Below are 16,747 nucleotides of genomic sequence, written 5' to 3'. Positions count from 1 at the left end.
ATGCCACTGCCACCGGACATAACATTCGACAGCATAACGCTCCTCAAGATGCATACCGCCAAGAGGAAGAGACAGCTCGAGATAACCCTCGCCAAGTTCAACGTCTCCCTGTCAATCATCACCGTCTACCGCTACCTCTCGGCCAAGGCCTACCTCAAGAGGAACGTCGAGAGGGAGCTTGAAGTCCTCAAGGACATCTACAACATAGTCCCCCTCGACGACAGGATAATAGCGAAGGGAGCCCAAATTGAGGGCCAGCTCCTCCAGAGGGGCGTCATGCTCGACCTTGAGGACGTGCTGACGGCATCGACGGCGATATGCACCAACAGCCTATTGATAACAGACAACCCGAAGCGCTACGAGCCGATGAGGCAGTTCGGCCTCGACACGATGCCCCTTGAGAAGTTCCTCGGCGAGCTCGAAAGGATAGTGAAGAAGGAACTCAAATGAGCTCCGCAAAGGGAGTTATGTGCAGGAACAAGCCGGGCATGAAGCGCAAGCCTTCCGCGTACTTCGTTCCCGCTTTTTTCCCGTAGTAGAGCGCTATCGTTCTCAAAAACGGTTCCCACTGCTCCCACACATCGTCGGTGAACTGACTCCTGTGGGCCCTAACTGCTTTCAGTTTGAGCTCCATAACGTCGGTGATGTCGACGAAGTAGTTGGGCTTGGCGGTGTAGTAGAAGCCGAAGACCTCGACCTGATGTGGTTTTATGCCGAGCTGGACGTCGCTCGGAACGACGTTTGGCAACGGGGAGAACGATACCGCCTCAAGGGCGAGCCTTCCAGCGGTCACGTGGTCCGGATGGGCCTCGTAGGGCAACCAGGGGTCGGGGGCGAGAACGGCGTCCGGTTTCTCCCGCCGGATGACCTTGATTATCTGGTTCCTCGCCTCAACGGTGTAGGGGAGCTCCGTGTCCTTGTAGCCGAGCCAGATGATTCTGTCCACGCCAAGCATTCTGGCGCTCTCTTCTTCCTCGCGCTTCCGGATTAACGCCAGCTCGTGGGCGCTCACGTTCTCGTCCGTCGTCCCCATCGAGCCGTCTGTGAGGCAGAGGTATACCACATCCTTACCAGCCTCGGTCAGCTTCCTTATCGTTCCGCCCATTCCTATAACGCAGTCGTCTGGATGGGGCTCGATACAGAGGATTTTATCCACCTCGTCGAAGGGGTTGCTGAGGTCGAACTCAAGAACCTCGTCGAGGAGCCTCCTGAATGCCGTCTCAAAGTCGTTCACGTCCTCAAACATGTGCACCACCTCAATTATAAACATCGCTGGATTTATAATCAACGGCAGGAATATAAAAAGGTTTCAGTGGGATAGCACTTTGAGATTCATCGGGGAATTATCCTAGCCAGTGAAACTGAACTCGACTTCCTGTAGACTTCAACCGAATACCCTCTACTCCTGAGCTCAGCCAGCGTTTTGTTGTACAGGTTTCTCAGTTCATTCGTCCAGAAGTGAAACTCAACAACAGCACCTTCAGTTACATGCATGAGGACCTCCCCCAGAACACGGTACTCACAGCCCTCGCAATCAATCTTCGCAATGTCAAATTCTCCAAACTTTTCAAAAAATTCGGTGGCGGGGACGTTTGGAACTATCACTTCCCTTCCATCTCCCCTGAGCCGATTAATAAACTCGGACGATGCTCCCGCCCAGTTCTCATTAAGGTGAACCGTCGTTGTTCCGGGCGCGTTGCTAAAAGCTCCCTTCACAAGAGTTACGCGTTCTTCCACTCCATTCAGTCGAACGTTTTCGGCAAGAACTTCATGGAAAAGCGGTTCAACTGCCACGACTTCTCTGGCGCCACTTTTAGCGAAGTATACCGTCGTGTCTCCTATGAATCCCCCCACGTCAAGAACTCGCTTTTTATTGAAGTCAAAGACTCCATAGTTGCCTTCAAAGAAAGTCTCCTTTATGCCTTGAAGTCCCATAAACCCCGGAAGAAGCATAAACCGAAGGGGCTCTCTATAAGTGAACTCAATGAAGGGAACGCCACTAACGCACAGGAACCTTGAACTCTCAGAGATTTCCAACATCGTAACCCCAACGTTCACGTTAACAGGGCAGTCCCCAATTACAGGAACACCTTCTCGAAGCTCAACGATGCCTTTCTTAAGAAGACTACACAGTGCCGCAACAGACGACACAAAGTACACATCCATGGATTCCACTTCAAACTCAAAACCATCCCTGCATCTCACTTGAAGTGTTCCTCCCCGGCGGTATTGGCGAAGAAGTTCAAGGGGGTTCTTCGTCTCCGAAACCAGGTACCGAAATCCTCGGAGCATCCCTCTTAGGTTCATATGAACATCACCACGGCCATTTCCTAGTATTGTGAACTCTAAAACCCTTTTGATATTGAGGAAAGAAAAGGTTTAAGACGACACGGGCTCAACGGAAACGGGATGAGTGATAGAATAAAGGGCGAACTCGGGAAAGTTGCAAGGGGAGGAGTGCTCTCGCTAATAGGACTCGTCGCGTCGGCGATTTTTGCCTTCCTCGCCAGAGCGTTAGTGGGACGAACGTTCGGACCGGTACAGTACGGTGCCTATAGCCTAACCCTCACGGTCTTTTCGATAGCACTCGTTCTGGCAATGTTCGGCCTGCCAACGGGGCTTCCAAGGCAGGTCTCGTACTTCTTCACGAAGAACAGGAAACGGGTGGGGGAACTCGTATCAACGACACTCATCCTAGTAACGATAACATCAACGCTGACACTTGCAATCCTTCTCCCACTAACGGAGAGGCTTGCCGGCCTGCTAACCGCAAATCCTGAAGGTAGGGAGCTGCTAAAGTCCCTCCTTCCCCTCGTGCTTCTGGGACTGCCCTTTGCGGCCCTCATGAACACCCTCATAGCCGTTGCCCAGGGGTACAAAAGGGTACGCGAATACGTCTACTACGGCAAAATTGGATTTCCCCTGACGTATCTGGTGCTTGCATTCCTCGCGGTATACGTTATAGGGAGCTTGAGGTCAGTTATTATTGCCTACGTCGTGTCGTACCTGATAATCCTGATGATGCTGCTAAGGGACCTCAGAAGGGCAGGAATCGTGCCGGGAATCTCCTTTTCCAGAGACCTAGTAGGAGTTATTGTTCTCTTCTCCCTCCCCTTACTGACGTCCAACATAGTGGCCATGGTTCTCACGTGGACTGACTCCCTGATGCTCGGACACTACCTCGGAAGCGGGGTGGTTGGACTTTACACTTCAGCCAGCCCCCTGGCGAGATTTATCTCAATGACTGTGATGGCGCTTATGACGATTTATACCCCAGTGGTTACTGGGTTCTTCGCCGAGGGCAAACTTGAGCTCGTGGAAAGGTTCTACGCTATAACCTCTAAATGGTCAGTCCTCTTGACCTTTCCCCTACTGTTCCTCTTCGTTGAATATCCCGAGCAGGTCATTGGAACGCTGTTTGGACCTAGCTACACGGAGGCCTCTAAGGTTCTCGTTATCCTCTCCCTCGGGTTTGCCCTCGTTGCAATTGCCGGCCCTCTCATCCAGACGTTAGTAACGATGGGAAAAACTGTAGACAACATGAAAGGCGACATTATGGGGGCAATGCTGAATATATTCCTAAACTACACTCTGATTCAGTCGTTTGGAATGATTGGAGCCGCCATAGCAACCTTCGCATCATACGCGACAACAACAACGTACAAACTCTCAGTCTTAATAAGGTCTGGGATTAAACCCTACGGAAAACGGCACGCCCTCCTCCTCGCAGATGCCGGGGTCATCTTGGCAATATTCCACTTCATTAAAGTCACTGGAATAATCCAAGCTCTCGTTGCAACTGCAGTTGCAACACTCTTGTTCTATGGAATCGCCGTGCTCGTGGGCGTTCCCGAGAAAGAAGACGTTGAATTGATAAAGAGCGCGGGCGAGAAATACGGCGTGCCGGTAGACTGGTTAATAAGGATACTCGGTAGAACATCACGTGAAGAGTTTTAAGCCTAATCCCCTACCTTCCCAGGGTGTGGTTGATGAGGGTTTCGGTTATCGGTTCGGGTTACGTTGGTCTGGTAACTGGGATGGGTTTTGTCAAGCTGGGGAACGAAGTCATCTTCGTGGACGTTGACGAGAGGAAAATCGAGATGATAAACAAGGCTCAACCCCCAATTTACGAGGAAGGCCTCGAAGAACTCATGAGAGAATTCAGGGGAAAGTACCGGGCAACCAAGGACTACCGTGAGGCCATCCTCAACTCGGACGTGACTTTTATTGCCGTTGGAACTCCATCGCGCGAGGACGGGTCAATCGACCTGACCTACGTCGAGCAGGCTTCGAGGGAAATCGGAAGAGCCCTCCGCGAGAAGGATGACTATCACGTTGTCGTCGTCAAGAGCACTGTCCTTCCCGGGACAACAGAGAATGTTGTTAAACCCATAATCGAAAGGGAGTCGGGCAAAAAGGCTTTCAAAGACTTCGGCCTTGCGATGAATCCTGAATTCCTGCGTGAGGGCGTGGCTTTGAAGGACTTCCTCAACCCGGATAGGATTGTAATTGGAGTCCTGGATGAGCGGACGAGGGAGGTTTTGGGGGAGCTTTACGCGCCTATTGACGCGCCTAAACTCTTCACGGACATTAAGACTGCTGAGATGATTAAGTACGCTTCAAACGCCTTCCTGGCAACAAAAATTAGCTTTGCCAATGAGATTGGGAACATTTGTAAGAGGCTTGGCATTGACTCGTGGAAGGTGTTTGAGGGTGTTGGGTTGGACCATAGGATTAGTCCGTACTTCTTCAGGACGGGAATTGGTTGGGGTGGCTCGTGCTTCCCGAAGGACGTTAAGGCACTCATCAGGAAGGCGGAAGAAATTGGAGAGAATCCCATCATCCTTAAAGCCGTTGTTGAGGTTAATGAGAGGCAGCCGTTGAAGTTGATTGAGCTCCTCAGGAGGCATGTCCCCGAGTTGAGGGGTAAGACCATTGGCGTTCTCGGTTTGGCGTTTAAGCCGGACACGGATGATGTTAGGGAGACGAGGGCGTATGTTATTATCAAGAAGCTCCTTGAGGAGGGTGCGAGGGTTGTTGCTTACGACCCACAGGCAATGGAGAATTTCAAGCGCTTTTATCCGGACGTTGGTGAGCAGATAGAGTACGCGAGCTCTGGAAGAGAAGTTCTTGAGGGGAGTGATGCCGTTCTCATTGTAACCGAGTGGAGGGAGTTTGAGGAGCTGGATTACTCTGGGAAAATCGTGATTGACGGGAGGCGTGTAAGGAAGGCCGAGGAGACGGCTGAAATTTATGAGGGGGTATGCTGGTAGGGCTCATTTTTGGAGTATCACGCGGTAAGCATTCACTGTCTCCCTCGCTATATTTTCCCATTCAAACTTGGATAAAGGTGCCTCCCTCGAGCGGGTAGTTTTAAGTGCCCAGTTTATAGCATGCTCCAGAGTATCTGGTGTTAATTCGGGTTCGTAAACCATCACCCATTTCCTGCCAACAGCCCGCTGAAGCTCATACATGGCACCACGATTGGGTACCAGAACTGGCCTGTTGAAGGACAACGCCAGCAACGCTGTTCCAGAGTGGAAAATCTCCGAATAAGGCAAAACGACTAAATCTGCAGAATTCAAGAAAATTTGGATTTTTTCAGGAGGGATAAATCCCAAATATGGCCTAATCCTTTGACAAAGTCTTGCCTTATGCTCTATAACACTACGAATCTCAGAGTTCCTAGGTTTACCTGCTATGACAAGATAGACGTTGTTATCGCTGAGCTCCATAAAAACGTCCATTAGACGCGGGACGTTCTTGTAAGCTCGAATCTGACCAATAAATGATATCACAACAGCATCAGAAGGCAAACCCAGCAACCTTCTAGAGTCCTCGCGGGAGATTTCGTTGGGGTACACACCTCTGTAATGTCCGTGGGGAATAACAAAACCAGGGACGTTTTCCAAGTGGGGATAGTGTTTTAGAAGTTCTCTACGTCCAGTTTCACTCAGTACAATATACCCATCAACAAGACTCGTAAAGTGTTTCCAAAATCTGTTTTCGAGAAGCTCATGATAGCGCTCATGAGAACGCAAGTTGTGGACGGTCCAGACTATTTTAATTCCCCGCTTCCGGGAAAGGCGTAAAAGGGCCAACAGACCTTCTGTAAACAAACTAGCCTTTAAAAGTGATGGATTGTTTAAATAACCCTCGGGCCAGTGAAGATGCCATACATTCCAGCGGCTTAGCAAAATCCGAGACACCGAGAAGTCCTCTACTTCAACCCCAAACTTTGAGACATGGCTATAGAGGAGGTAGTTGTATGGATTTAACAACCTATTGCTATACGCTGGGGAGGCTATTACTTTCATAACACTCGCCAGAGTATCCAGTTGGAGATAGCTATAAAACATATTTGGTACAAGAGTATAAAATGGCGAGGTGAAAACTCGTGGGAAAAGCAAAGATTCAAAAGGCGATAATACCTGCCGCAGGCCTCGGTACGAGAATGCTCCCGATAACCAAGTCAATGCCGAAGGAGATGCTACCAGTGGGCACCAAACCGGTTATTCACTACGTTGTCGAGGAGGCTATTAAGGCAGGCATTGATGACATTCTTATAATAACGGGAAAGGGAAAGAGGGCAATTGAGGACTACTTTGACCGAAACTTTGAGCTGGAGTACTACCTCAGGGAAAGGGGAAAGGAACGGGAGCTCAAGCTCGTTAGGGAGATAAGCGAAATGGTTGACATCTATTATGTCAGGCAGAAGAAGCCCCTCGGCCTTGGAGATGCAATACTCCACGCGGAGAAACACGTAAACGGAGAGCCCTTCGCCGTTCTCCTAGGAGATGACATTATCATGAGTGAGAGACCTGGAATCGGCCAGTTGGTCGAGGTTTATGACAGGTTCAAGGCACCAGTTCTCGGCGTGGAAACCGTTGAATGGGCAGACGTCGAAAAGTATGGCATTGTGGACGTTGAGAACATCGAGAATGGCCTGTACCTAGTTAGGGACCTCGTTGAAAAGCCGAAAAAGGAGGAAGCCCCGAGTAACGTTGCGATTGTTGGTAGGTACGTTCTAACACCAGAGGTCTTCGACGCCCTGCGGGAGGTTAAGCCGGACAAGAGGGGAGAAATACAGCTCACAGATGCCCTCAGGATTCTTGTGAAGGGTGGAGCGAGTATGTACGCTAGGATAATAGAAGGGAGGAGATACGACGTCGGGACACCCGAAGGATGGTTAAAGGCCAACATGGAGCTTGGAAGGGTTTTCGGACTGGTAGGGTGAAATTCATGGCTAAAGAAAGGGGAAAGGTCTGTATAGTTGCACCCAGCTTCGATGAGCCCAACAAGAAGCACGAGGGCAGAACGAAGATGATAGCCCGCCTCTACCGATTCCTTCAGGAATCTGGGATACCTGTCTCGACGAACCTTGAGAACTGCTCAATCATCCATATTAACTCCTCCGGCATCTTTGAGCTGATAAAATATTCAAAGCTCCCCCAAGAGCGTAAAATTTACTCCCTGTACTCCAACCTGAAAACGAACCCCCTGAACGTGCTTAGGGACACACTCGATTTTCTGAGAATTCGGAATCCGGAGATTAGAGAAAACTCGCTGAAGAACATAATCATTAGAACAGCCCTCACAATGGCTGTATGTTCAACGCCCACTGCATTCATAAGGTCGCTCGTTGAGAAGACCGTTAGTGTGGCAGTGTTCTCAAACAGGTATACGGCCAGGAGGATAGGGGCTAGAAACGGACGGGTTATCAGGATAGGAATAGACCTCAGGAAATTCCAAGAGTGTCCCAAAAAAAGGAAAAGAAGCATAACCATTGGATACGTTGGTCACCCCTCCACAAGCAAGGGCATCCTTGAGGTAGTCGAGATTATGAAGAAACTGAAGGGCGTCAGGAAGGTTCTGTTCCTCTCGAATCCCGCAAGGATTAAAGCCGAAAAACTTACGGGAACTGACGGGGACATCGAGGTTAAGGGACCCCAGGAGGACCTAAAAGCCATGTACTCTTCCATTGACGTTCTGATTCTTCCATACAGGCACGAGCTGTCGAGTATAGCAACGCCTCTCGTTCTGCTCGAAGCGATGGCCTGTGGAGTGGCGGTGGTTACGTCCAGTATAGAACACCTTAAGGAGGCTGGAGAAGACGCCGTCCTCTACGCAGAGCCAGGTAACGTTGCCGATTTCGTGAAGAAGGTTCAGTACCTGATAGAGAATCCCAAGGTCAGGAAGAAACTAGGGAGGCGTGCAAAACACCTTGTTAGAAAAAATTACGACGAAAGAACCATGCTCCAGTCTTATCTAAACCTCTATGAAGAAATCGGTGATTAACATGGAGAAGTCAAACGTTGAGTTCATCCTTGATATGGCAGAAGAACTCAGGCGGGAAAACGTTAGGTTCTTCTTCCTCGATGAACGCTGGATAGACGAGGGGAGAGACATTGACCTGTGCCTTCACAGAGAAGATACCGAAAAGTTCGATAAAATCGCGAGAAAGATGGGCTTCAGATTCCTTTCTAAGTTCCCCCCATGGAAGAGGTTTTACGTTACCTACAGAAGCGGCGATATAATCCTCCTTGATGTCCACCTTGGAAAATATGAGGGAGTTTCCCAAGAGATACTCGGCTTCGGGGAAAGTTACTGGCTCGACCCAACGAGACAGGTTTTCTACTACATCTATCGCATTGGGCTGGGGGAGCCGATTACCAAGTACGAGAAGTACATGAAAATGCACCTTCCGCGCGTTGATTTCAACAGGCTTGAGGGTTACCTACGGGTTTACTTCAGGAACAGCAAAGAACTCGTGGACAAGCTCAAGGGAGAACGTTTCAATGAGCTAAAGCCCGAACACAGACTGAAACACACCCTTACCCGGGGACTGTACTTTGGAAGGAACACCCTTTTCAAGACCCTGCGCTGGTTCTGGAGGCTCTTTCACCCCGCACCCCACGTGGTCTTCCTCGGACCCAACGGAAGCGGGAAGACGACCCTCGCAAAGGCAGTGGTAGAGGTTGCAAAGAAAGGAAAGTTCAAGCCCTACTACGAGTATGGAGGGAGATATACCTTCAGATGCCTCAAACCCCTGAACTGGGCAAGAAGCAAGGCAAAAAAAGAGGCAAAGAACGTCGAGACCGCAGTCGATGGAGGAAGGAAAAAGGAGATAGTGCGGTATAACTCCCGAGCTATTCGTCTGGTAATACCCTTCATCTACTACATCGAATACCTGCTCAGAACGCTCTGTATCTATCCGAAGAGGCTAAAATACAAGCTTGTCGTTACTGACAGATGGTTCTACGACCTCATAACCTCCCCAAACGCATCAAAGGGCCTGACGAGAACACTATCAAAACTGCTCCCTAAGCCAACGCTCGTGGTTTACGTTTACAACGACCCCGACGTTCTCGTTGAAAGGAGAAAGGGACTGTCGAGGGAGCTTATTGAAAACCAGCTGAGGGACTTTGAGCTCATGAGCAACGTCTTCGACCTGAGGGTGAAGAGTGACTCAAAGGAGAGAGCCCTTGAGGAAGTCATGAACGCCATCATTGAGAGGCTTTAGCGCATCAACCTTGTGAATCTCAGGGAATACTCCTCTGAGTACTTCAACACCCGCCTTCTGGCGCGCTCTACTGAGACGGGGGAGTCAAAATACGATTCAACGGCCCTGCCGATGCTCTCGACCTCGGGCTCAACAACCACACCTCCACCCGCCCAGCGGATTACCTCTGGAATAGCCCCCCTGTTGCTCCCTATGACAAAGCTCCCGTTGGCAAGTCCCTCAACCACCACCCTGCCAAAGGGCTCATGCCAGAGCGATGGAACCACGAGAACATCGGAAGCCCTGTAGTAGTGCCTCAGGGTTTCTATTGGTTTATACCCCACGTAAAGAAGGTTAGGCAGACGGGAACTTTCAAAGGCACTCCTTAGGGGACCAGTCCCGACGACAACGAAGAGATACTCAGGAAGCCTTTCAGCAAGACGGAGTACCAAGTGGGCCCCCTTCATCTCGCTCAGTGTTCCGGCGAAAAGGACAACTTTTCCATCCTCAGGAAGCCCGAGTAACCTTCTTGCCTCGTCCTTTGAGAGATTTGAGAGAACTCTATCCCCAACTGGGTTGTAAAGAACGTTAATGTTGGAAGACTTCATCCCCAGCCTCCTCATGAACTGACCCTTTACGAACTCGCTTATGGCAATAAGGACGTCAAAGTTCTCCAGAACCGCCCTTCTGCGGTGAATTTGATACGAGAGGAGCGGCGCGGTTAGCCTTGCACCCATGCATTCGCGCACCTGCTCAGCTGAACAGCCCGGACACAGGGTTCCCCCCTTGTTTAGTCCCCTGTTCCAGCAGAGGAGGGCAAAATCCCTGAGATGGGCAACCTTCAGGGCGTTGGTTTCAATTTGAGAAACCGCCAGAATTGATTCGAGGTTGTTGGCGTGAACAACGTCAAAATCCTCTCTCCTAAGGAGCTCCATCGTCCTCCTCATGAGCTCCGCGGACGAGAACCTGATGTACTGCCCAAGCTGAAGATAAAAGAGGGGCCTGTTCCCCCTGTAAGCCTCGGAGGAGGCCTTTCTCGCCCTCTCCCTGAACAGGAGCCTTCTTGGGGATTTGAACCTTATCACGCGAAGGTGCTCCATTCTCTCAACCGAGGTGGAAGGGGAACTGTAGTTGGGCGTCAACACGGTAACGTCATGACCAAGCTCGGCGAGTCCCTCAACAAGCAGTTTAAGGCTTATCTCCGCCCCACCCATATGCATTGGGGGGTAATATTCACTCACGAACAGGAATCTCATCGTCACCACCGCGGGACTTTCTGGCAAGAAGCTTTCTCAGGGTTTTCCTGTTCAGATAGAGCACCTCTAGAGCCTCCATAAATCGGAGTGAAGAGACCCTCAAACACAACTCCTTGACCTCCTTCGGTATCTCCGCATCGTCGAAAACGATAACCGGCTTTCCCCTCGCCAGCGCTTCAACAATCGGCAGGCCCCAGCCCTCGTACTTTGAGGCGTGGACGTAGACGTCGAGCGAGTCGTAGAAATCAACCAGCTCCTCATCGGGTATGAAGCCGAGGAGCTTTATCCGTTCATCACCTTCAGCCAGCTTTTTAACGCGTTCGAACTCCTCTCCGGTTCCAGCTAAAAGGAGCCTCGCGTTCGGATTGTCCCATTGCTTAAACAGTTCAACGAGGGGGGCGTGCCTCTTGTGGTAGTCCATCCTTGAAATGTAGCCCACCATAAACTTCCCCGGCTCCCGGAACTTTCCAGCGCGGGGCGGTTCGATGAGAAAGCGCTCGTCTATCGGCTGGTGAATGACGGTTATCTTATCCTCCGGGATTCCCGCAAAGCGGACGAGGTCAACCTTCGTCAGGTGTGAGACAGCATAAATCACATCGCATTTCCTCGCCGAGAGAAGGCCGAGGCGAATGAAGAAGCGCTCGAAGAGGCCCTTGAGTCCCTTCCTCGGGTGCTTCAGCGGGATGAGGTCGTGGATGGTTACCCTCTTCTCTGCCTTTGGCTTGAAAAGCGGGAGGGTTATGCTCTCTATAACACCAACCGCATGGTAGGCGTCGCACCTGGAGCGGACGAGCCAGAGGGGAACCTTGAAGAACTGCCAGAGAAGGTATGAAAACCTCTCGCCGGACGATAGTTCAACCTCGTGCCCCTCACGCTCAAGGGTTCTGATTAAGTTGCGGGTGTAAACCGCTATTCCACCGGCCTTGGTGCTCAGGCGTCGGACGATTAGGCAAACCCTCATTCAACCACCCCTGTAGACAGCAAGGAGCCCCTCAACGACCTCGTTCCAGTCGTAGCGTTCGGCTTTTCTCCCCGCAATCCCTCCAAGCCTCGCGGAGTTCTCATGGGCGAGCATCAACGCCCTGGCGAAGGATTCCTCGTTTATGGGGACGACGAAGCCTGTCTTGCCGTTCTCGACGAGGTGCATGGAAGCGTTCATCGTGTGCTCAACTGTGACAACCGGAAGGCCCGAGGCCATAGCCTCAAGGACGACCATGCCGAAGCCCTCCCTCCGGGATGGAAACGCAAAGACCCTCGACGCTTTCATGAGCGCGATGACGTCTCTGTAATCCTTCAAAAACCCCGTGAATGTGACGTTATCACCGATTCCCAGTTCCCGTGCGAGGCGCTCAAGCTTCCTCCTCTCGGGGCCGTCGCCGGCTATGAGCGCCCTGAAGTCCGGGAACTCGCGCCTGAGTAAAGCTAAGGAGCGCAGGAAGAAGTCAACCCCCTTCTCCGGGATAAGCCTGCCGACGAAGAGAAAATCCGATTCCAGCGACGACGGCTTCACCGAGCGAATCAGGCTAATATCTATGCCGTTGGGAACGAGATAAACTGGCTTCCTGAGGCCAGCGTTTAAGAGGTCGAGCCTTGTCTTTTGGGAGACCGAGATGTGCCTCTCGAAGGAGAACAGGCCCCTCTCAGTGGCTCTCCCGATTAAACCGGCCCATCCGAGGTAGTCGAGCCAGTAGTCTCCCCAGAACTCATGCCAGGTTATGAAGACGTTCTTCTCCTTGAGAACCCTGAGCGAATAAGCTGGGAGGTAAGGGCTCGCCTGGCAGTCTATGACGTCGAAGCGCTCGCCCTTGAGCCGGGAAACGAGCGAGAGCGAGTGGAGGAGGGGAGGAATGATTGAACGCCTCCCGCCGGAGTACAGGTTGCCAACGCGAACGGTACCGTGGTAGTGAATCCCATCCCGCTCGATTTCATCTTTTCCTTCCCAGTGTTTGTAGCCGTAGACGTGGACCTCATGAAACCGGGCTAACCTGACCGCGAGCTCGTAAATCCGTTTCTCAACCCCTCCCTTGACCCAGGGATAGATGACGTCGTAGACGAAGGCTATCCTGAGGCTCTCCATCGCCACATGGTTGTCCGCTAACGTTTATAAGACCATCTAATGAAGTTAGCCCAGCGGAAAAAGGGTGTTGAACCATGGTGAGCACCGCGGTCATCGTAGTAGTCGCACTCACTGCGTTCTGGCTCGTTCTATACTCCCTGTTCGGGAAGAAAGAGATAGACCCCGAAACGGGAGAGCCGGTGGAGAAGGAAGAGGGGCTGAGCGTTGACTTCCTCGTGGCTATGTGGAGAACCAAGAGACTCCTCGGCTTTATAGACCGGCTTTCCAGAGTTAATAGGCGTTTCTGGAAAGTTTACGGCGACATTGGAATTGCCCTCGGTTACATGGGCATGGCCTACGTCTTCTACGCGCTCTTCATGACCGCGCTGAAAACCCTCCAGACGAAGAAGAGCCCCTCCGGAGTTCAGCTCGTCATCCCTGGCGTAACGATTCCCCTCTGGTACGGACTGATAGGCCTTGCCGTCGTCATGGTCGTCCACGAGCTCAGCCACGGTGTGGTCGCGAGGGCTGAAAAGCTCCCGCTGAAGTCCGTTGGTCTGGTTCTCCTCGCGGTGATTCCCGGTGCCTTCGTCGAGCCCGACGAGGAAAAGCTATCGAAGGCCCCCTTACGCTCTAGGCTCCGTGTTTACGGAGCCGGCTCAATGGCGAACGTCGTGACGGCAATCATTACGGCGCTCATTCTGAGCTACGCGATAACTCCCCTTCTCGTGCCGAACGGCATAGAGGTAGGGGATGTCATAAAAGGCGCCCCCGCCGACGGAGTTCTCCACAAGGGAGATGTAATAATCGCGATAAACGGCCAGAGCGTCAAAACCATGGACGAGTTCATAGCCCTAATGAACAAGACGAAGCCCGGCGAAACCATAGCGCTCACGGTTCTGAGGGATGGAAAGGAGCTGAACCTTAAGCTAACCCTCGCGGAAAACCCGGACAACCCTGGAAAGGGCTTCATAGGGATACGTCCAAACCAGCACGTTACCTCCAAGGTGGGGCACGACGGAATAATCCTGCCGCTGTTCTTCTCCCTCTACTGGATTTACCTCCTCAACATAGGAATAGGCCTCATGAACCTCTTTCCGCTGGTTCCGCTGGACGGAGGAAGAATGCTCGACGACGTGATAAAGGAGTACTTACCAGAGCGGGTTGCCAAGCCTATACGGTACGCAACGATAGGAATCGGCCTGTTCCTTCTGGCCCTGAACGTCCTGCCGGCGATACTCAATCTCGCGAAGTAGGCCGGATTTCCACCCTTCCCTTTTTGAACCTGAAGATTCCGGTTGAGGGCTCAAAGTCCGGGAGCAGGGACTTAACAACGTGCATGTTCTCAACGCCGGGTCTCTCGGTTGGTCTGAGCTCGACTATGTGCTCCGCGTACTGTGAGAGCCACGAGAGGAACCTCGGGGAGACTCTGTCCCTGTTTATGAGGAAAACGTTGAGAACCTCCTCCCCCTCTGAGCGGGGATAGCTCTCTTTCAGGGCCATGTTCTTCTTCAGAATCCTCATTCCGGTGTCCTCGCCGAAGACTTCAACAAAACCGTCCATCGTAACGGCGAGGCCTATTCTCCTCGGCCTTCCCTCAATCAGCTTCTTGTAGATTGCAAGAATCTTCGGAAGGAATGTGCTCCCATCAACCCTCCCCAACGTATAGACAAAGGGCTCCCTCGGCTGGATACCGTTAACGGAGCCAAAGACGTCAACGACGGCCAGGCGGTCTTCCCTGCCAAGGGTCTGAAGGGCAAAGCGAACGGCCGTCGCGTACTTTCTAAGGATGCTGTATGGCAGGGAGTAATCCGTTACAACCCCGTACCAGCCCCTAGAGAGGAAGGCTTTGAAAACCTCCACTCCAAGCGCCCAGCCATAAGAACCCGTGTTGTAGACAACGAGAAGAATTCCGTCCTCGATTATACCCCCACCGAGCATCTCGTCAAGGGCACCAACACCAGTCCTAAAAACCTTATACCCCATAACCATTCCCAATTGAATGGGCACCCAACCTTTTTAAAAGCCTTTTCTTAGGGCAACCCATGCCAGCGGTCTGCTCCAAGTGCGGTCGTCCAGCGGTCTACCACGCGCGCTACACGGGAAGATACTACTGCCACAAGCACTTCAACGAGATGGTCGAGAAGAAGTTCAAGGAGACCGTGAAGAAGTACCGCCTCATCGAGAAGGGCGAGAGGATAGCGGTTGGGGTTTCCGGAGGAAAGGACAGCGTAGTTCTGATGCATCTCCTGGCTAAACTCCGGGAGAAGTTCCCCTTCGAGCTGGTCGCGATAACGATTGACGAAGGCATAGCCGGTTACCGACCTCCAAGCGTTGAGATAGCGAAGAGGAACGCGAAGAAGCTCGGAATAGAGCACCGCGTTTATTCCTTCAAGGAATACATCGGATTCACCCTCGACGAGACGGTTGAGATAATGGGGAGCTTTGAGAGGGGCGAGCGCGTCGGTGCCTGCTCCTACTGCGGTGTCTGGAGACGCTGGCTCCTCAACTACGCGGCCAAGGACGTCGGGGCGGACAAGCTGGCCGTCGGCCACAACCTCGACGACGAGGTGCAGATGTTCATAATGAACATCCTCCGGGGCGATATAGCGAGACTGGGAAGAACGGGCCCCTACTACGAGGAAATTCACCCGGAGCTCGTCCCGAGGATAAAGCCCCTCCGCGAGATTCCCGAGAAGGAGATAGTCCTCTACGCGGTTCTGAACAACATAGAGGTCGATTTGAGCGAGTGCCCCTACGCGGTCGAGGCCTTCAGAGCGGAAATCCGCGACTGGCTCAACGAGATGGAGGAGAGGCACCCGGGAACGAAGTACCAGATACTCAGGAGCTACGACAAGCTCTTCCCGCTTATAGCGAAGACATACACGAAGAAGACCAGCGAGCTGAACCGCTGTAAGATATGCGGCCAGCCGACGACGGGCGAGATATGCAAGGCCTGTCAGTTCCGCCTTCAGGTCGAGAGGAAGGCGAGGGAAAGGGGACTGACGTTCAGGGTTGAGTAAACTGAACAGCTATTTATAAAGACTTGTTTAGTATACTGAACAACTTGTCAAACTTCAGTGGAGGTTCCTCCTTGATTATCGAGACGGCCGTTCCCTTTGAGGAGCTGGAGGAGATAAGGCGAAAAAGCGGGGCAGGGGTCAGCTTAATCCTCCTCGAAACCTTCGAGAGGAACGGGATAACCCTTAGCCGGGTTCTCCTGGAAGGCCCTCCCTCGGAAATCGAGCGCTTCATGGGGAAGCTCCGCCTGGCGAGGGCCGGCGGTTAGTTTGCGCCCCAAACTTCCGGGCGGGTATTTAAAGGTTCACTCAAACTTTTCTCGGTGGGAGCATGGAGGAACTCAGTGAAGCTCTAAAGGCCATCGAGAGGGAGCTCAACTTCGCGAGGAAAGCCTACAACTCGATAGTCTACCTCTACTGGGCAGTGGCGTTCCCGGTCGTCTATCTGACTTCATCAATACTCTCAGCATGCACGGGGGCGTCCGCGAATTCCCTCGTGGTTATCTTCTCGGCCCTCGCGATACTGCTCTTCGTCTTCGAGGAGCTGAAGGCATCTAAGAAGGTAAGGGGGATAGAAAAGGCCCTCGGGAGAAAAACGCCACTCAACCGCAGGTACCTACTCGCCCAAGCTCTCATCTGGCCGGTCGTGATTGTGATTGCCGGCGTTCTTGTCGAGGACGTCTGGCTCTCCTCACTCCTTGCGATAGGTTCAGGAATGCTCGCCCTAGCGGTCGTTGACTACGCCTTCCTTCGGGGGGGTTGGGACAAGGCCATTGTTGGAGCAACGATTCTGCTCCTCAGCGTTCCGTACGGGAGGGTTTCAATTACTAAGGGCGCATACGCGACGCTCGTACTGTCGCTGGCGTTCGCACTCGGCGCTTACCTGGTGCTCAGGAAGGCGATGAGGGAGTGA

Annotated in this window: 17 protein-coding genes; 10 read left to right on the top strand and 7 right to left on the bottom strand. The window is 52.3% G+C overall.

What is annotated here, in order from left to right; all coding sequences use genetic code 11:
• Complete coding sequence (locus tag BD01_RS06415) at positions 1-450, top strand: type II toxin-antitoxin system VapC family toxin (RefSeq protein WP_042691090.1); 450 nt, start codon at positions 1-3, stop codon at positions 448-450.
• On the opposite strand, the gene BD01_RS06410 is transcribed toward BD01_RS06415, so the two are convergent.
• The gene (locus BD01_RS06410; RefSeq protein ID WP_042691088.1) at positions 443-1,246 is read right to left on the bottom strand and encodes a PIG-L deacetylase family protein; all 804 of its coding nucleotides are present in this window, start codon (positions 1,244-1,246) and stop codon (positions 443-445) included. The two genes, BD01_RS06415 and BD01_RS06410, sit on opposite strands and share 8 nt — an antisense overlap.
• A gap of 86 nt (positions 1,247-1,332) precedes the next feature.
• Positions 1,333-2,307, bottom strand: coding sequence for an FkbM family methyltransferase (locus BD01_RS11060; RefSeq protein ID WP_051482173.1), 975 nt, complete (start codon positions 2,305-2,307; stop codon positions 1,333-1,335).
• A 102-nt stretch (positions 2,308-2,409) separates the two neighbouring features.
• On the opposite strand from BD01_RS11060, the gene BD01_RS06400 reads away from it, so the two are divergent.
• Together BD01_RS06400 and BD01_RS06395 are read left to right on the top strand one after the other, a co-directional pair.
• Positions 2,410-3,957 (top strand): flippase, encoded by a 1,548-nt coding sequence (locus BD01_RS06400; protein ID WP_042691087.1) that lies wholly within the window; start codon positions 2,410-2,412, stop codon positions 3,955-3,957.
• Positions 3,958-3,989: 32 nt separating this feature from the next.
• The gene (locus BD01_RS06395) at positions 3,990-5,273 is read left to right on the top strand and encodes a UDP-glucose dehydrogenase family protein (protein WP_042691085.1); all 1,284 of its coding nucleotides are present in this window, start codon (positions 3,990-3,992) and stop codon (positions 5,271-5,273) included.
• 3 nt (positions 5,274-5,276) lie between these two features.
• Here the strand turns inward: BD01_RS06395 and BD01_RS06390 are convergent, their stop codons facing one another.
• A complete protein-coding gene (locus BD01_RS06390) occupies positions 5,277-6,317 on the bottom strand; it encodes a glycosyltransferase family 4 protein (protein ID WP_042691084.1) in 1,041 nt (346 codons plus the stop codon).
• Positions 6,318-6,397: 80 nt separating this feature from the next.
• Here BD01_RS06390 and galU point away from each other — a divergent pair, with 80 nt between their 5' ends.
• The 3 genes from galU to BD01_RS06375 are packed head-to-tail and all read left to right on the top strand — an operon-like array spanning position 6,398 to position 9,523.
• Positions 6,398-7,237, top strand: coding sequence for a UTP--glucose-1-phosphate uridylyltransferase GalU (galU, locus tag BD01_RS06385; RefSeq protein ID WP_042691082.1), 840 nt, complete (start codon positions 6,398-6,400; stop codon positions 7,235-7,237).
• Between the two features lie 5 nt (positions 7,238-7,242).
• On the top strand, positions 7,243-8,298 hold the full coding sequence (locus BD01_RS06380; protein ID WP_042691081.1) for a glycosyltransferase family 4 protein: 1,056 nt from the start codon (positions 7,243-7,245) through the stop codon (positions 8,296-8,298).
• Between the two features lies 1 nt (position 8,299).
• A complete protein-coding gene (locus BD01_RS06375; protein ID WP_042691080.1) occupies positions 8,300-9,523 on the top strand; it encodes an ATP-binding cassette domain-containing protein in 1,224 nt (407 codons plus the stop codon).
• Here the strand turns inward: BD01_RS06375 and BD01_RS06370 are convergent.
• The 3 genes from BD01_RS06370 to BD01_RS06360 are packed head-to-tail and all read right to left on the bottom strand — an operon-like array spanning position 9,520 to position 12,835.
• Positions 9,520-10,758, bottom strand: coding sequence for a glycosyltransferase (locus BD01_RS06370; protein ID WP_042691079.1), 1,239 nt, complete (start codon positions 10,756-10,758; stop codon positions 9,520-9,522). The two genes, BD01_RS06375 and BD01_RS06370, sit on opposite strands and share 4 nt — an antisense overlap.
• A complete protein-coding gene (locus BD01_RS06365) occupies positions 10,736-11,719 on the bottom strand; it encodes a glycosyltransferase (protein ID WP_042691077.1) in 984 nt (327 codons plus the stop codon). Before BD01_RS06365 ends, BD01_RS06370 begins: the two co-directional genes overlap by 23 nt.
• The gene (locus tag BD01_RS06360; protein WP_042691075.1) at positions 11,720-12,835 is read right to left on the bottom strand and encodes a glycosyltransferase family 4 protein; all 1,116 of its coding nucleotides are present in this window, start codon (positions 12,833-12,835) and stop codon (positions 11,720-11,722) included.
• A gap of 74 nt (positions 12,836-12,909) precedes the next feature.
• Between BD01_RS06360 and BD01_RS06355 the strand changes: the two genes are divergently transcribed.
• Complete coding sequence (locus BD01_RS06355; RefSeq protein ID WP_042691073.1) at positions 12,910-14,070, top strand: site-2 protease family protein; 1,161 nt, start codon at positions 12,910-12,912, stop codon at positions 14,068-14,070.
• On the opposite strand, the gene BD01_RS06350 is transcribed toward BD01_RS06355, so the two are convergent.
• Positions 14,054-14,800 (bottom strand): hypothetical protein, encoded by a 747-nt coding sequence (locus BD01_RS06350; protein ID WP_042691072.1) that lies wholly within the window; start codon positions 14,798-14,800, stop codon positions 14,054-14,056. The genes BD01_RS06355 and BD01_RS06350 overlap by 17 nt on opposite strands.
• 59 nt (positions 14,801-14,859) lie before the next feature.
• Here BD01_RS06350 and BD01_RS06345 point away from each other — a divergent pair, with 59 nt between their 5' ends.
• From BD01_RS06345 to BD01_RS06335, 3 genes are all read left to right on the top strand, one after another.
• Positions 14,860-15,837: a TIGR00269 family protein gene (locus tag BD01_RS06345; protein WP_042691070.1), complete on the top strand. Its 978-nt coding sequence runs from the start codon at positions 14,860-14,862 to the stop codon at positions 15,835-15,837.
• A gap of 71 nt (positions 15,838-15,908) precedes the next feature.
• Complete coding sequence (locus BD01_RS06340; protein ID WP_042691069.1) at positions 15,909-16,103, top strand: TIGR04140 family protein; 195 nt, start codon at positions 15,909-15,911, stop codon at positions 16,101-16,103.
• Between the two features lie 62 nt (positions 16,104-16,165).
• Positions 16,166-16,747: a hypothetical protein gene (locus BD01_RS06335; RefSeq protein WP_042691068.1), complete on the top strand. Its 582-nt coding sequence runs from the start codon at positions 16,166-16,168 to the stop codon at positions 16,745-16,747.

Source organism: Thermococcus nautili (assembly GCF_000585495.1).
In the GTDB taxonomy this organism is placed as follows: Archaea; Methanobacteriota_B; Thermococci; order Thermococcales; family Thermococcaceae; genus Thermococcus; species Thermococcus nautili.
The sequence above is the reverse complement of the archived record's forward strand: the minus strand, read 5'-3'. Positions and strand labels throughout refer to the sequence as shown.

Excerpts from the sequence above, each read along its gene's own strand:
- BD01_RS06395 (WP_042691085.1), top strand. The coding sequence starts at position 3,990 with ATGAGGGTTTCGGTTATCGGTTCGGGTTACGTTGGTCTGGTAACTGGG.
- BD01_RS06370 (WP_042691079.1), bottom strand. The coding sequence starts at position 10,758 with ATGAGATTCCTGTTCGTGAGTGAATATTACCCCCCAATGCATATGGGT.
- BD01_RS06360 (WP_042691075.1), bottom strand. The coding sequence starts at position 12,835 with ATGGAGAGCCTCAGGATAGCCTTCGTCTACGACGTCATCTATCCCTGG.
- BD01_RS06335 (WP_042691068.1), top strand. The coding sequence starts at position 16,166 with ATGGAGGAACTCAGTGAAGCTCTAAAGGCCATCGAGAGGGAGCTCAAC.
- BD01_RS06410 (WP_042691088.1), bottom strand. The coding sequence starts at position 1,246 with ATGTTTGAGGACGTGAACGACTTTGAGACGGCATTCAGGAGGCTCCTC.
- BD01_RS06390 (WP_042691084.1), bottom strand. The coding sequence starts at position 6,317 with ATGAAAGTAATAGCCTCCCCAGCGTATAGCAATAGGTTGTTAAATCCA.
- BD01_RS06400 (WP_042691087.1), top strand. The coding sequence starts at position 2,410 with ATGAGTGATAGAATAAAGGGCGAACTCGGGAAAGTTGCAAGGGGAGGA.
- BD01_RS06350 (WP_042691072.1), bottom strand. The coding sequence starts at position 14,800 with ATGGGGTATAAGGTTTTTAGGACTGGTGTTGGTGCCCTTGACGAGATG.
- BD01_RS06345 (WP_042691070.1), top strand. The coding sequence starts at position 14,860 with ATGCCAGCGGTCTGCTCCAAGTGCGGTCGTCCAGCGGTCTACCACGCG.
- BD01_RS06365 (WP_042691077.1), bottom strand. The coding sequence starts at position 11,719 with ATGAGGGTTTGCCTAATCGTCCGACGCCTGAGCACCAAGGCCGGTGGA.
- BD01_RS11060 (WP_051482173.1), bottom strand. The coding sequence starts at position 2,307 with ATGAACCTAAGAGGGATGCTCCGAGGATTTCGGTACCTGGTTTCGGAG.
- BD01_RS06415 (WP_042691090.1), top strand. The coding sequence starts at position 1 with ATGCCACTGCCACCGGACATAACATTCGACAGCATAACGCTCCTCAAG.
- BD01_RS06355 (WP_042691073.1), top strand. The coding sequence starts at position 12,910 with ATGGTGAGCACCGCGGTCATCGTAGTAGTCGCACTCACTGCGTTCTGG.
- BD01_RS06375 (WP_042691080.1), top strand. The coding sequence starts at position 8,300 with ATGGAGAAGTCAAACGTTGAGTTCATCCTTGATATGGCAGAAGAACTC.
- BD01_RS06380 (WP_042691081.1), top strand. The coding sequence starts at position 7,243 with ATGGCTAAAGAAAGGGGAAAGGTCTGTATAGTTGCACCCAGCTTCGAT.